Source organism: Thalassomonas sp. RHCl1 (assembly GCF_947387555.1).
Lineage (GTDB): Bacteria > Pseudomonadota > Gammaproteobacteria > Enterobacterales > Alteromonadaceae > Thalassomonas.
The window spans coordinates 57,791-73,145 of sequence record NZ_CANDNZ010000019.1 but is presented as its reverse complement, the minus strand read 5'-3'; the positions used below and the strand labels follow the sequence as shown (position 1 = coordinate 73,145).

5 protein-coding genes are annotated in these 15,355 nt (G+C 47.4%); all 5 read right to left on the bottom strand.

The window, feature by feature from the left end; all coding sequences use genetic code 11:
* Positions 1-31: 31 nt before the first annotated feature.
* The gene (locus QL234_RS29165; protein WP_281561256.1) at positions 32-2,206 is read right to left on the bottom strand and encodes an EAL domain-containing protein; all 2,175 of its coding nucleotides are present in this window, start codon (positions 2,204-2,206) and stop codon (positions 32-34) included.
* A gap of 3 nt (positions 2,207-2,209) precedes the next feature.
* Positions 2,210-5,824 carry a two-component regulator propeller domain-containing protein gene (locus QL234_RS29160; protein ID WP_281561255.1) on the bottom strand — a complete coding sequence of 1,205 codons (3,615 nt, stop codon included), beginning with the start codon at positions 5,822-5,824 and terminating at the stop codon, positions 2,210-2,212.
* Positions 5,821-9,165, bottom strand: a complete 3,345-nt coding sequence (locus QL234_RS29155; protein ID WP_281561254.1) for a two-component regulator propeller domain-containing protein — start codon at positions 9,163-9,165, stop codon at positions 5,821-5,823. The genes QL234_RS29160 and QL234_RS29155 overlap by 4 nt, the downstream gene beginning before the upstream one ends.
* A gap of 98 nt (positions 9,166-9,263) precedes the next feature.
* Positions 9,264-12,368 carry a sigma 54-interacting transcriptional regulator gene (locus QL234_RS29150; protein WP_281561253.1) on the bottom strand — a complete coding sequence of 1,035 codons (3,105 nt, stop codon included), beginning with the start codon at positions 12,366-12,368 and terminating at the stop codon, positions 9,264-9,266.
* A 349-nt stretch (positions 12,369-12,717) separates the two neighbouring features.
* Positions 12,718-15,024 carry a S8 family peptidase gene (locus QL234_RS29145; RefSeq protein ID WP_281561252.1) on the bottom strand — a complete coding sequence of 769 codons (2,307 nt, stop codon included), beginning with the start codon at positions 15,022-15,024 and terminating at the stop codon, positions 12,718-12,720.
* Between the last annotated feature and the right edge of the window lie 331 nt (positions 15,025-15,355).

Genomic DNA, 15,355 nt, shown 5'->3' with positions numbered 1-15,355 from the left:
CCGGCAATAGCAGGAATTTTTTTATCTGGACTCAAAGCACCGAGTCACTGGCGCAGGAAGGCATTTCCAGCTGATCCGGATAAAAAGGCAGCTCAGGGGGAATAAAACCTTTGTCTATGCCCCGCAGCAACTGGGTTGCATCATAGGCATTCATGGGTTTGGCAAAATAATACCCCTGGAAATAATCGCAACCGAGTTTTTGTAAAATCGCCACCTGCTCTTTATTTTCCACCCCTTCAACCAGGACATTAAATTGCAGCTCCTGCGTCATGGCGGCAATGGCTTTGACGATTGCCTGATCATCAATATTATGTTCAAGCTCGGTAATAAATGACCTGTCGATTTTTAAGGTATGCACCGGCAATTTCTTTAAATAACTCAGGGAAGAATAGCCGGTGCCAAAATCATCCAGTGACACTTGCACCCCGATTTCCCGCAAAGAATTTAGAATAGCAATAGCAGTATCAACGTCTGTCATCGCCATGGTCTCGGTGACTTCTACCCCGAGAAAACCGGTTTTTAACTGATATTTTTCTATCGCGCTGATGATAAGCTCAGCAAGATGGGGCTGAGAGAATTGCCGGGCAGACAGGTTCACCCCGACTTTGGTGTTAAAACCCATTTCATTATTCCAGCGGCACAGTTGCTGACAAACGCTGTGAAGAATAAACTCCCCAAGCGGTAAAATTAACCCGGTTTCTTCGGCAATCGGGATAAACTCATCCGGGGCAATAAAACCTTTTTCCGGATGGATCCACCTGACCAGGGCCTCAAACGAGGTGATTTCATGGCTGTTGGCGTCCACTATCGGCTGGTAATACACCTGAATATCACCGGCTTCTATTGCATCTAACAACTCTTCTTCTATCCATAATAACCGCAGGGCATAATCATGCATCTGCTTGTCAAAAATCACATGGATATTACCGCCTTTAAGTTTTGCCTGATACATGGCCGTGTCGGCATCACGCAAAATATCACTGTAGGTCTCATAGTTATTATACTTTTTATTGGACAAGACAATACCGGAAGAGGCGGTCACGGTGATCTGGTGAGTATTGATCGCCATAGGCAAAGCAATTTCACTTTGTATCCTGTTGACCACAGAAAGAATTTTCGGCATGGAATCAACATTATCAAGCAGGCAAACAAAAGTATCGCTGCTAAAACGACTGAGCATATCGATATCCCTGAGCTGGGCCAGCACTTTCTGACTGACCCGGCGCAGCACTTCATCACCGAACTCATGATTTAAGCCATCATTGATCACCCGAAAACGGTCCAGGTCGATAAAGATCACGGCAAAACTATAATCGTCGTCCAGTTTTGCTCTTTTAAGCGCCAGCTTTAACCGTTCAAACATCATAGAGCGCTCGGGTAAACCGGTAATGGGATCCTGGATGGCATTTTTTTTCAGCTGCTCTTCAAAGGAAATGCGCCGGGAAATGTCTCTAAACGCAAAGATCAGGCCGTTATACTGACCGTTTTTGTCTTCAAGCGAAGCGACATTGAGCTCTACCGGCACTGTGCCTTCGTTATAGTTTTTCAGCAAATAATTATTCTGATGATGACAGTTTTGTTTTTCCTGCAACCAGACATTAATGTCGACATTGTCTATACCTGTGTTTAAGTCGACAAAACACAGCATGTCGGTAACCATTCGCCCGATAGGCACAAAATCGAACTTGCACAATTCAATGGCTTTAGGGTTTGCCAGAAAAATTTTGCCGTCTTGATCACAGGAAATCACCGCATCTTCTATGCTGTCCAGCGCCACTTTAAGCTTATTGGCGGTATCATGGAGTTTATGATCGACACCGTGCTTATAAAGGGCGATTTCTATGGTGATTTCCAGCTCCCGGCTGTCTATCGGTTTAAGGATATAGCCAAACGGGGTGGTGATTTTCGCCCGCTCGAGCACATCATTACTGGAATAGGCAGTACAAAAGATGATTGGGATATCCTGGGTTTCATGTATTTCACCAGCAATATCGATACCGTCTTTATCGGCATTGAGATTAATATCCATTAAAATCAAGTCAGGGACCAGCTCTGCGGCACTGGACAACGCCAGCTCCGGAGTGCCGCAGGTGGCGACCACTTCATACTTCATGCGCCCCAGGCGGATGGAAAGCTCCCGCGCCACCAGGGCCTCATCTTCCACCACCATAATACGAGCTTTTGGCTTCTCTTGCATTGACTCCATTGCTTAGCCCTTCTCAATTTCTTTTTTAGGAAACTCGATAACAAAAGTAGAACCATCTCCCTTGATCAGGTCGATTTTGCCTTTTATCTGTTCGGTTAGAATACAAACAATTTCCATCCCCAGGGATGAGGTCTTGCGAAAATCGACCCCTTCGGCAAAGCCGACGCCATTGTCCTTCACTTTTAAAATATAGTGTTCATCATCCGGTTTCATTTCGATCAGGACCACCGCCTGCCCTTCAAAACCTTTAAAGGCATGCTTATAGGCATTGGAAACAAGTTCATTGATGATCAAACCACAAGGCACTGCCGTATCAATATCGAGATAGACATCTTCGGCGTCGATACAGATATCGATGCCGTAAGTATTTGAGCTGTACACCCGGCTTAAGGTACCGGCAAGCAAATGAATATAATCGTTGAAGTCAATTTCCAAAAAGTTTTCCGACTGGTACAGGCTTTCATGAATCAAGGACATCGAACGTATACGGTTCTGGCTTTCCGCCAGCAGCTCAGAAAACTCGGGGTTGTTATTGGCAATAGACTGCATATTCAACAGGCTGGAAATCACCTGCATATTGTTTTTTACCCTGTGGTGAATTTCTTTTAACAGCACATTTTTTTCCTGCAGCGACAAGGTCAGCTGATGCTCGGCATCCTGCTGTTTGGTAATTTCCTGTTCAAGCTCCAGGGTACGTTTATGTACCAAAGCCTCAAGCCGGTCACGATAACGCTTGAGCTCATCTTCCGAGTGCTTGATTTCAGTAACATCATGAGCCACGGCAATAATATGCTCGGAGTTGCCTTCATTAGACACCACCTTAGTCAGGCCTAAGTCGACAATGACTTTTTCATGCCCTTTAAAATGTTCGCATAACCCCTGCCACTGGCCGTGTTCAAGTACCGCAGATAACGCCTGGGCGCCTTTTTTCACATGGGTTAACAAAGAGTGATCCATGCCGGTCTCCTGCACTGCTTCCTGATGGCCGGATACCGGCTCACAGCCGAGCAACCCTTTAAAAGACTGGTTTTGATAAAGATAATTACCTTCAAGATTAATGATTGCCACCCCGTCCGAGGCTTCATCCAGGCAATAGAGATACATGCGCAGTTTTTGGTTAAAGCTTGCTTCCACCTGCTTATTGGCGCTTTTTTTCATCAGATAAAAGGTCAGGATGCTAAAAAGCACCACCAGCAGGGAATAAAACATATAAGCCGCGGTACTGCGCCACGGAGGCGATTTTACCGTCAGGTTTATCATCAGCGGCTCACTCCAGATACCGGCATTGTTAGAGCCCTTCACTTCAAAGGTATAATTGCCGGGGATCAAATTGGTATAATTGGCCTGGTTACGTCTGCTGGGTACCGACCATTGCTCCTGCAACCCAAGCAAACGGAACTGAAATTTATTCTTTTGCGGCTGGGTGAAATCCAGACTGGCAAATTCAAAAGACACAAAATTTTCAAAATAATCCAGCTCTATCGCTTTAACATCCACCAGGGCCTGGGAGAGCTCCTTAGGTTTATTCAAGACATTAAACTGGGTCAGGACAATATCCGGCCGGTGCTGGTTAACGCTGAGCAGCAAATGCCTGGGATTAAAACGGTTGAAACCGTTATTGCCGCCAAAATACAGGGTGCCGTCGTTGGCTTTATGATAGGCGCCACTGTTAAATTCATTCCCCTGCAAGCCGTGGTTGAGGCCAAAATTCCTGATTTTCCCGGTTTCCGGAGCCATGGCGCTCAAGCCTTTATTGGAAGATAACCAGATCATGCCGGAGTCATCTTCTAAAAGCCCAAAAATCACGTTACTGTTAAGATCGTTCTGGCGGTTGAAGTGGGTGACATTAACCACACTGAAATCTTTCATGTTCAGCTCAACCTTAAGCAGTCCCTGATCTTTACTGCCCAGCCACAAAGAGTCATTGGTTGCCAATATCGAAATAAAGGAGTTAACGTTGCCGTCTGCCGTCTCCGCCAGCGTCAATGCCAGGCGGCGCATTTTTTTCTCTGCCAAAGAATAATAGGCAACGCCGCCGCCATCGGTGGCAAACCAGATAATGCCGTCGGGTCCCTCGGAGATGCCGATGACACGGTCGCTGCCGAGGGAGTCGGGATCACTCTCATCATGCTGGAAACGTTGGAACTTTCCTTGCCGGTAAAGATTTACCCCACCACCAAAAGTTGCCGCCCAGATATTTTTTTGCGAATCTTCAAATAACCGGGTAATGCCGTTATGGCTGATAGAGGCAGGATCATCGGTATTATGACGGTATATAGTAAAGCCTGTTTCATTGGGCGCTTTGACATTGAGACCGCCGCGCATGGTGCCCACCCATAACCGCTTTTGCGAGTCCACTAATAAGGACATTACCCTGGCATCGCTGAGCGAGCCGGGCTTTTCTGAAGGCATATAATGCTCAAACATTTTCGTGCGGGTATCATAATGATTCAGGCCGCCTCCCCAGGTACCGATCCACACCACGCCACCAGGAGCATCGGCAATAGAAGTGATGATATTCGAACTTAAGCTTGACGGCGCCTTATCAATTTTTTTGACATGCTCTATCGAGCCCAACCTGGCATTCCATTTGTTCAAACCGGCGAAGGTCCCCACCCAGATCACCCCGCCTTTATCCTGAACTATGGTCGTAACCCTATTGTCGCTGAGGGAATAGCGTGAAGCCATTTCATGATTAAAACGCAAAAAGCCGCGAAAGTCGCTGTTCCATAAATTCAAACCAGAATCGGTTCCCACCCAGATACGCCCGTCCGAGTCCTGGAAAATCGTCCGTACCCGGTTATCCGCCAGGCTATAAAAATTCTGCTCCTGGTGCTTGTGCTGGGTTACCGTGCGTTGATGGGGGTTGATAATCGCAAGACCGGCATCATAGGTACCTACCCAAACAGTACCGTCCTGCATAGGTTCAAGGGTGAGTATTTTATCCGACGGCAGCGAAACCCGGCTTTGCTCCTGATGGCGATAATGGACAAAACGATCATTTTTACTGTCCCACATATTAACGCCGCCATTTTCGGTGGCAATCCAAATCCGCCCCTGTTGATCGGATTTTATATCCCGGATATTATTGGAAGACAGGCTATTGGCATTATCAAGACGGTTAAGATGACGGACTTTTTGCTTAGCTAAATCAAGCAGATAAAGGCCTGAAGACTCTGTGCCCACCCAGATAATACCGTCTTCACTTTGGTGTAATACCTTGACATTAACCAGTTCCAGCGGCTCCTGGCCGTCAAAGCCCTGGAAACGGCGAAAGCTTTGCCGGTATTTATCATAGATATTTAATCCGCCGCCTAAGGTCGCTACCCATAAGGTACCGGCTTTATCATCAAGCAAATCACTAATATAATCGTTGGATATGCTGCTTGGATCCCCGGGATTATTAAGAAATTGCTCCACCTTACGTCCGTCCCAGCGATTTAAGCCCTCCTGGGTGCCTATCCAGATAAAACCGTATTTATCCTGGGTAACCGCAGTGATCGAATCCTGGCTTAAGCCATCTTGTGAAAGCAGCTGGGAAAATACCGGGTTCTCATTGGCTGCTACACTAAGGCTCAGGCCCAACAAGAATAAGAAGCAGAAGATTAACTTGTTCATTTGTTATTTCTTGTATCTGTGATTAATAAATCGTCCGCGGCCTGAACATCATAGAGTAGGGAAATAACTTCCTTTTCTGCCATATTTTGGGGCTCGGAAAGTATTTTTCTATAATCTCCCCGGCTTAAGCCCAGTTGTCCCGCCCGGATACAGGACCAGGTGCCGTCTCCCTTCTCCCGGGCCAGTTTAATGGCGCTTTCGGCAATCGAAACCACCTGCTCCCAGGTAAACAGACTTGGCTGGGTGATGGAGAATGGAAAATAACTGATCCCCGCCGATGCCGTCACCGAAATAGATTCGGCCTTTAACACTATGTTATGGCTCTCGATCGTGCTGATCAGGCGTTTGGCCAATAACAATATCGCCTCAATGTCGTCGGTCTCCCCCGCCACCAGAAAGGATCCTTCTCCCCAGCGGGCTAACACGTCCCCCTGGCGGCATTTTTTAGACACTTGCCGGGAGATGGACAACATCACCGCATCACCGGTACCATAACCATGGGCCTCATTGATCTGGAAAAAGTCATCTATTTCAAAAACCACAAAGAATATCGGCCGGTTTTTGGCAATCGTTTCCGTCAGGGTCATCTTTTCCAGGCGCCGCTCGAGGTTTTTGGCGATTTTACTCATATAATCAACCACAAACCTGCGATTATGCAGCCCGGTCCCTATGTCGGTAATACACACTTCCGCCAATTGTTTATTGGCGCTTTTAAGCTCTTCGTTCCTTTCTTCAAGCTGGCTGCTTCTTTTTCGCAATTCCTGGGTTTTTTCTTCGACTTTAAGTTTAAGCTCTCGGCTGTTAATGGCTTCTTTTTTCAGCCTGTGCAGGTGCATCAGATAAAGCAGGCTTAAAAACAGCATAAACAGGACAAAATAACCTAAATAGGCGATTTTCGTCCGATACCAGGGCGGTAAAACCGTCACTTTTAACTGCATCGCATCCTGATTCCAGACCCCGTCGTTATTGGCGGCTTCTACCTTAAAACTGTACTGGCCGCTGGGTAAATTGGTATAAGTGGCGCGGTGCACCTTATCCGGGTTAATCCAGTCATTATCATAACCTTCAAGCTTATAGCGGTAGCGGTTATCTTCCACCACGGCAAAATCCAGTGCGGCAAATTCAAAACTGACCGAGTACTCATGGGCGTTTAAGGTAAGAGATTCAAGTAAGTGGGTCGCCACCTCCCCCAGCAAAGGACTGTTGATCTTAATAATCTTGGTCAGGGCCACCTTAGGCGGGTGCTGATTTCTGAGAATTTCGGTGGGATAAAAGGCATTAAAGCCGTTGGAGCCGCCAAAAAACATCTTGCCTGAGCGGGCCTTAAAGTGTGCCCCGGAATTAAATTCAAAGGACTGCAGGCCGTGATGCGGGCCGTAATGCTGTAAAAGATTGCTTTGCGGGGAAAATTTAGTGATACCCCGGTTGGAACTAAACCAGATATCCCCTTTGGAGTCTTCCAGGATACCGTAAATGGCATTGCTTTTAAGGCCGTCGACCCGGGAAATATGGCTAAATACCGCTTGTTGCTTTTTGCTTTCCGCGCTGGTTAATTTATTGACTCCATTGCCCTGGGAGCCGATCCATAAATTGCCCTGTTTATCCTCCATCATGGTCCAGTTCTCATTGCTGCTGATAGAGTCGGGATTTGACGGGTCGTGCTGATAGTGGATAAAGTGACCGGTTTTAGGGTTCAGCTTGGCGATGCCACCGCCAAACAGGCTGACCCAAATGGTGCCGTTTCGGCTGGTGAGCACATAAACCACCTTGTTATTGGCAAGACTATTGGCATCCCCTTCACGGTGACGAAAAACAGTAAAGTCATCGCTGGCCTTATTATAACGAAATAAGCCGCCGCCATAGCTGGCGATCCATAAATCCCCTTCGTTATCCACAGATAACCGGGTAATGCCCCCTTTTTTCAGCCAGTTATCCCTGGCATCGTCCGGCGGATAATGCTTCAGTTCCCCTGTGGTTAAGTCCATCCTCATTAACCCCGAGGCAAAAGTACCTATCCATAAGTGATTATTTTCCGCCGTTAACGCGGTTATTCTTTCATCCACCAGGCCATTTTCTTTACCGTAATGCTGGAACTTGCCACTTTGCTGCGAATATTTTTCCAGCCCGGCATAAGTGCCGACCCAAATGGTGTCGTCATCGGACTGGGTAAAGGTTAATACGGTATTTGAGCGCAGTCCCTCAAGATTATTGCCTGACTGGCGAAACAATTCAAACGAGGTAGTCTGGTAATTCCATAAATTAATGCCGGCATGGGTGCCCACCCAAAGCACTTTACCTTCGTCCTGAAACAAACTGATCACCCGGTCATCCGTCAGGCTGTTGGTATTTGAGGCTTCCTTGTAATAACCGAGGAAAGTATCGCTTTCACTGCGATATTCGAATAAGCCGTTATCTGTGGCAAACCATAATACCCCGCGGTGATCCTGCATAATATCGCGGATCAAATTGCTGGTCAGGCCGTGCCCGGAATCGACATGATAGCGTTTGACAAACCCGGTTCTGGGATTGTAACGGTTAAGCCCCTGATCATAAGTGCCTATCCACAACATGCCATCCATAGATTCAAACATGGTACGGATCCGGTCACTGCTGATAGAGTTTTCATCCTGGGGATCATGGCGAAAATGGCGCACGGTTTTCCTGCCGATATCCATTTGATTCAAGCCGCCGCCATCGGTGCCGATCCACAAGGTCCCGTGTTGCTCCTGAAGTACGGCGCGGATCTTATTGCTGCTCAGCGACATAGGGTTATTATCATCGGCAACAAAACGCTCGAATTTCCCGGTCTCCATGTTGTAGCGGTTCAATCCCGAGTCCGTGCCCAGCCATAAGTCTGAGGCATTATCCTCAATAATGGCGCGAACAATATTGCCGGAAATACTGTTTTCGTCCCCGGGATCATGCTTAAAATGGGTAAAGCTGCGGCCATCTTTATTGAGCAGGTTTAAGCCGCCGCCATCGGTGCCCACCCATAACCTGCCGTCGGAACTTTCCAGCAACGACCAGATCCAGTCTTTACTCAGGCTCTGCTCTTTTTTCGGATCATGCAAATAAGTCACAAATTCATTACCGTCATAACGGTTAAGGCCTTCCGAAGTGGCAAACCAGACAAACCCATAATTATCCTGCAATATCTGGTAAACGGAATCTTGCGATAAACCGTCATTCACGGTTAAGTGTCTGAATCTCACGTTTTGAGCAATTTCCGACCCCCAGACGGGAAACAGCAAACACAACAGCGCCAGTCCCAGGCAAATACGGCTGGCTGCCGGTAACCATTTATTAAAATTCAATAGCGCAGGTATTGTTAAATTAATCATGATCATAACGAATATTCACATCCTTAATACTTTTACTTCAGCCTGGTACATCAACAAATAACAAATTATCACCACCCTTAAGCCAGCATAACCGAACCTCAACTGGCTAATATCTTGCGCAAGGTCGGGGCGGAAACCCCGACAAAGGTTGCAATATCCTGCCGGTTCATCCCCCCCTGCTCCGCCAAGCGGCTTAATATTTGCCTTAACTGTTGCAGGCGGTTGATGCCGGGCGTTGGCGGCAGTTCAAGCCAGTCGGTTAACGCCTCCACCAACAAAAACTCCTGAACCTGCAAAACCGGCGGCAAGGCACTTTGGGATAAGGCCTCGATACGGCGCCGTAAAGTGGCTTCCGGTAACCCCAGGATACGGGCTGACTTACTGATATTGCCTTTACCTTGTACCTTGGCTAAGCGGATCACTTCCGCTTCAAGCCATTTACCGCATTCAAAAATAGCATCACTGTCTTTTAAAATATTGATGCAAGAGGTCAGTGCCTGCACCATTTTATCCTGTGGCTGTACGCCGATATCGGCGACTTTATGTCCCTGTGCTTCAGCAGCAGAAAAATCTGCCATATTGCTTACTGCTGACTGTCCGCTTCCTCCCTCGGCATTGTCATTAAAAGAACATTCCCAGCGATGACTCGGCTCCCGCAGCGTCAGATGGGTGGCATCGATATAAGGGCTGTTGCAAATAATCACCGCCCGCATCAACTGGTTTCTAAGCTCGCGGACATTGCCCGGCCAGTCGTGCTGGCGCATCGCCCGGCTTGCCGTTTCGGTAAAACCTTTAATTTCTTTGTTATAATGCTGGTTGAACTGACGCAGGTAATGCTCGGCTATCGGCATAATATCCATCGCCCTTTGCCGTAAATTAGGACTGTGCAGTGAAAAAACATTAAGACGGTAGAACAAATCCTTACGAAAACGCCCTTTTTCTACTTCGGTGGCTAAATCCCGGTTGGTGGCGACAATCAGGCGGACATCCACCGTTTCCACCTGGTTGCTGCCCACCGGAGAAAAAGTGCCTTCCTGGGCAAAACGCAGCAAGTGAATTTGCAGCTCCAACGGCAATTCACCGATTTCATCTAAAAACAGCGTACCGGTATCCGCTTCTTTAAATTTTCCTAAATGGGATTCATTGGCGTTGGTAAATGACCCCTTTTTGTGGCCAAAGAGCTCACTGGCAATCAAACTCGGTACTATCGCCCCACAGTCCACCACCACATAAGGCTTATGTTTGCGTAAACTGACCTTGTGTATCATGCGCGCCAGCAACTCTTTGCCTGTGCCCGATTCGCCGGAAATCATCACAGGTGCATCGGTAGGCGCCAGCGTCCTGACCTCCTGCATTAAGGACTCCATGATTGTAGACTCGAATATCAACTCGCTGTCGAGTACATTTTCTTCAAATCCCTGTAATTCTTTTTGAATACGCAACTGCTCTTTCGAGGCTAAAATCACCCGGTCAACGGCGACCCCTAAATAACCCGACAAAGTCTCCAGCGCCGAAATCTGTTTTTTATCCAACAGATGCCCGCTCTTGCGGTATAACAGCAACAAACCCAACCCCCTGTGCTCGACGCTGAGCGGCAATCCATAACAGCAGATATGCTCCGGGTTGTCGCTGTCGACGGAAAAAAGTTTCGTTTCGCCGCTAAAGGCCAGCTCATTGATTTGCGGGGTAAGTTTAAAACTAAAGTCTTCTGGATCAAGGGGATATAACTCGGTATTGATATCCTTGACAATCAACTCCACCGGTTCATTATCGAGTTTCAACCAGAAGGCGCCGGCGACAAGCTGCAGAGACTGCATCAAATTGCTGACTATGCCTTCGGATAAGGAGTGGATATCAGTACAGTGGACAACGGTATTTACCGAATTCCACAACAACATCAAGCCCTTAATGTCATTATTGATATCAGGGGAAAACTTACCGCTCATACGGTCAATATCAGCGAGAAAATGATGCTGTTTGTCTTCCTCCCAGCAACGAATACAATCCCCCCCGGCTTCATGGGCGGTATTTAACGCCCAGGTAGCATGTCTGAACAGGGTGATCGGTAAATTAATGCCGCTGGCATCATTACCTTGCTCTAATTCAGCAATACCTATGCTGAAGGTCAGCGACACCTTGTCGCTATAATACCTGTGATTATTCAAGCGCTCATGAATACGCCTGGCCACCACCATGCCCCCCTGCAGGCAGGTATTGGGTAAAGTCGTGCTAAATACTGCGCCGCCATAACGGGTAGCCAGATCTATCACCCGGATTTCTTTATTGATCACCTCGCTGATTTCACCGATGATGACATCCCCGACCTTCTCGCCCCATTTCTCATTGACCCAGTCAAAATTATCCGGGTTGATCAATAATAAACAGGCCTGGCTTTTCTCTTCCCTCTGGCGGTCAGATACCCGGTTTTTATATTCAGGCATTTTAAAGTCCGACAAATCCGCCAGGCACCTGAGCATAATGGATGCCCCGGTGCACTCTTGTTGTTCATTGATAATGGGGCCGACGATACCGTCTACCAGGGAAATGCCATTTTTAACTTCAATTTCAACCGGTAAGATCCTGCTGACCGACTGGGTCCTGACGGTATTTTCAATCAAACGAGTCAGACGCAGTTTAGATTCAGGGGTGGTACAGACCAGTGCGGTATGCCAGGGTTTCAGGATGACATTGGCGCTTTCAAAGGTCAGCAGTTGGCAGGCATTGGAGTTGATACCGTCGATAAAACCGTTAATATCGGTTAATAAGATACAGTCACCGATACAGCTCAAAGCTGTTTTTAGAATGTACTGATTATTAAGGAGTTTCTGCTGCCTGGCAAATTCATCCACCGCCAGGTCGATGGCAATTTCCAGCTCCCGACGATTAATGGGTTTAAGAATATAACCCTGGGGATTGATTTCCTTGACTCTTCTTAGGGTTTCTTTATCGGAATAAGCGGAAATAAAAATCACCGCCACCGACATGACTTTATTGAGCTCACGCAAAATTTCGATGCCATCGCAGCCGTCACGCAGCCGGATATCAGACAAGACAATATCCGGTTTGACCACAGGGATCTCCTGCAGCGCTTTGAGACTATCGTGGGCAACACCAAGTACTTGAAAACCGAGAGATTCAAGGTTGACCTTTAAATCATGTGCAACTATTGCTTCATCTTCAATGATATAAATTCTATGTGTCATAGTCCGTTATTTAACGATAATTAGTACGTGATTAAAGATTGATTCGCATGAAAAAGTTTATTATTCGTCTGCTAACAAGAGTGTAGTGCAGATGTAGAGATTTTGCGTTTTACTGGCGCCAATAAATTTTATTTAACACTTTGTTTGCTATTTCCAGCACTTGCTATATCCCCAAAGGGAAGAAATCCTGACAAATAAGCCACTCAAGCGGAAAAAGGCCAAAAAAGGAGCAACAGCCCTTAAGGTCTGTTGCTCCCAAAAAATGTAGCTGCTTTTACAATATAAAAGCACTGGTGTCATCACTGACGACAAGCATCAGTCACAGCTAACGCACAGATGATTTCAGCCTTTACTCCTGAGACACCCAAACATTCGCTTCGATTTTATCGGCCATTGTCGAATGACTATCCACCCATAAATAACCGTCCGCCCATAAATAACCGTCCGCCCATAAATAGCCGTCCGCCCATAAATAACCGTCCGCCCATAAATAACCATCCGTCCACAGGTAACCGTCTACCCACAAATAACCGTCTTGCCAGAGATAACCGCTGCCTTCGAGGCCGCTGATATAATATTGGCCGTTTTCATCCTGGTTGGCCCGGCCGCCAAAATGGCTGGTTCCGGCCAGGTCGGCATCAACATCCAATCCCTGGTTGGCACAGCCGGCGGCAGAAGAATAAACCGCCCGGTAGGCATCAATTAAGCCACTCCCCTGCTGGAAGATACTGACCGCCAGCTGGCCCTGCTCATTGAGCGCAGGCTGGCCGGCACTGAGCAGTCGGCATTTGAGCTCATCGGGAGATAAGTTGACATCTTGCTCGAGTACCAGTGCGGCAATACCGGAAACTATCGCCGCCGCCTGGGAAGTGCCGGACATCATAAACCAGCCGATACCGTCAAAGAATTCGGGATGATCCTGTGCCAGCTTGGCATCACTGGGCATAAAGCCGAGAATATGACCGCCGGGTGCCACCAGCTCAGGTTTGACAAACCCTTCATAGGTCGGACCGGCAGCAGAAAAACGGGCCAGAAAGTCATCGCTGCTATTGGTCACCGAATAATTATCCGATACCGCACCAACCGTCATCACATAAGGTACATTACCCGGCACCCCTATAGTCATGGCATCGGGGCCGGTATTACCGGCGGAGGCTACAACAAAGATACCCGCCTGCCAGGCTTTCATCACCGCCTGGTTTAATAAGTCATCCCAGTAATGGGACTGGACTGAAGTACTTAATGACAGGTTTAAAATACGGATATTGTATTTTTCCTTGTTGGCGATCACAAAATCTATGCCGCGGATCACATCGGCATAAGTGCCCTGGCCATTGGTATCCAGGGCTTTTACCGCCACCAGGTTGGCATTGGGGGCAATGCCGTTATAACTGTTTTCATAATCACCGGTCATGGCATCTACTTTAGGCAGGGAGCGCACGATTATTGAGCTGATATGGCTGCCGTGACCGTTGCCGTCCTCCAGGTAACCGTGGCGCTCGGCATCAAATTTATCAAAGACGTGAGTATCAACTAAGGTATCACTGATGGCATTATAAAAAGCCTTGATGCGGTTACCGCCGTTAACCTTATATTGCATCGACCAGTCGAAATCCCCCCGCAGGCCAGAATCAAGCACGGCAACGGTTACGCCATCACCGGTGATCCCCTGTTCATGTAAAATATCGGCCTTAACCATGGCAGGATAAAAACTGTCCCGGTAGGCATCGTTGAGGCTTTGGATCAAGCTGCCCTGACCCTCGACAAACGCTTTGGTGGAGTCATCCAGGGCAAAAGTTAACTTGATCTGGTATAAGCCGGCATCCGTTGCCGGTTCATGGGTAAACACCAGGCCGTATTCGGTGATCTTATTTTTTCTCAAATCAGCGTCCCCCCCCAACATTTGTGGGGTTAAGGTCAGGTACATATACACACCGTCGCTGGTGGCAGTTAAATTGCGGGTATCCACACTGCCAGAGTTGTTCACGGTAAACTGGGCCAAAGGACCATTAACTATGGGCCAGGCCAGTTCGATCGTGCTTAAAGCAAAATTACTATTTGCCCGGTTAACCAGTTTCCAGCGGGTATAGTTAGCATCAAAAGTTAAAAAAGGCTCGGCATCAATATAATTCGATACCGGGGTATTAAGGGTCGGAATAGTCTTACCTCCACCCTTGCCGCCCCCTTTTCCTCCACCTTTGCCGTTATTATTTTTGGTAATTGCCAGGCTTTTACTGTTTTTTTGAATACGGATAATGCCCGGGGTTTGCTTTAGCCTGTTGCGGGTCGCATCATCCAGCATCACCGCCAGGGCATTAATCGCTTCAAGCTTGTGGCTGACCTCCAGATTAAACTGCTCGGCTATCGCCATCAGGCTCTCCATATTTTGCCCCTGAACCAGGTAAGAATGGCGGGTATTTTCGGATAGGACCTCAGGAAAGGCCTGTAGCCGGGTATTTGCTACCCGCTGATTATCAGTTATCACCGTCGGCGGGTTTTCCGCTTCCCCGTTTCTTCCATCCCCGGCATTGCTGATATCAAACAATAATAAGCCAAAGCCAATTAAAGTTATCCCTCCGATAATGCTGGTCAGTCTATGCTTAATCACCACATTTAACGCAATAAGCCAAGTAGCCTTTACCAAAGAAAAATTCATACTTCCACCTCCATTGAATTTTCATCAGCAAAGGTTGTACACTTTTTATGCCAATAACAGTAAGCTATTAGCGCAAAATGATAGCAACTTGATTTAAAAGACTATTCACCTTTGTTTGAATTGAAATTTTAAGGCTCAGATCACGCATAACCCCTCAAGCAAGCCAATCATAAAAAAGTGGCGAAAGAAGTGGCGAAAGAAGTGGCGAAAACAAATGGAACTGAAACATACGACGAAAACAAAACATGCACTGTTAACAGCGCTGAAAATCAACAATAGAGCCCCCGCTCATCAGCGGGGGCTCATCCAATAATTGATGAAGAAAGATTAA

Bases quoted from the DNA above. Each gene is read 5' to 3' on its own strand.
- QL234_RS29160 (WP_281561255.1), bottom strand. From the start codon at position 5,824: ATGAACAAGTTAATCTTCTGCTTCTTATTCTTGTTGGGCCTGAGCCTT.
- QL234_RS29165 (WP_281561256.1), bottom strand. From the start codon at position 2,206: ATGGAGTCAATGCAAGAGAAGCCAAAAGCTCGTATTATGGTGGTGGAA.
- QL234_RS29145 (WP_281561252.1), bottom strand. From the start codon at position 15,024: ATGAATTTTTCTTTGGTAAAGGCTACTTGGCTTATTGCGTTAAATGTG.
- QL234_RS29155 (WP_281561254.1), bottom strand. From the start codon at position 9,165: ATGATTAATTTAACAATACCTGCGCTATTGAATTTTAATAAATGGTTA.
- QL234_RS29150 (WP_281561253.1), bottom strand. From the start codon at position 12,368: ATGACACATAGAATTTATATCATTGAAGATGAAGCAATAGTTGCACAT.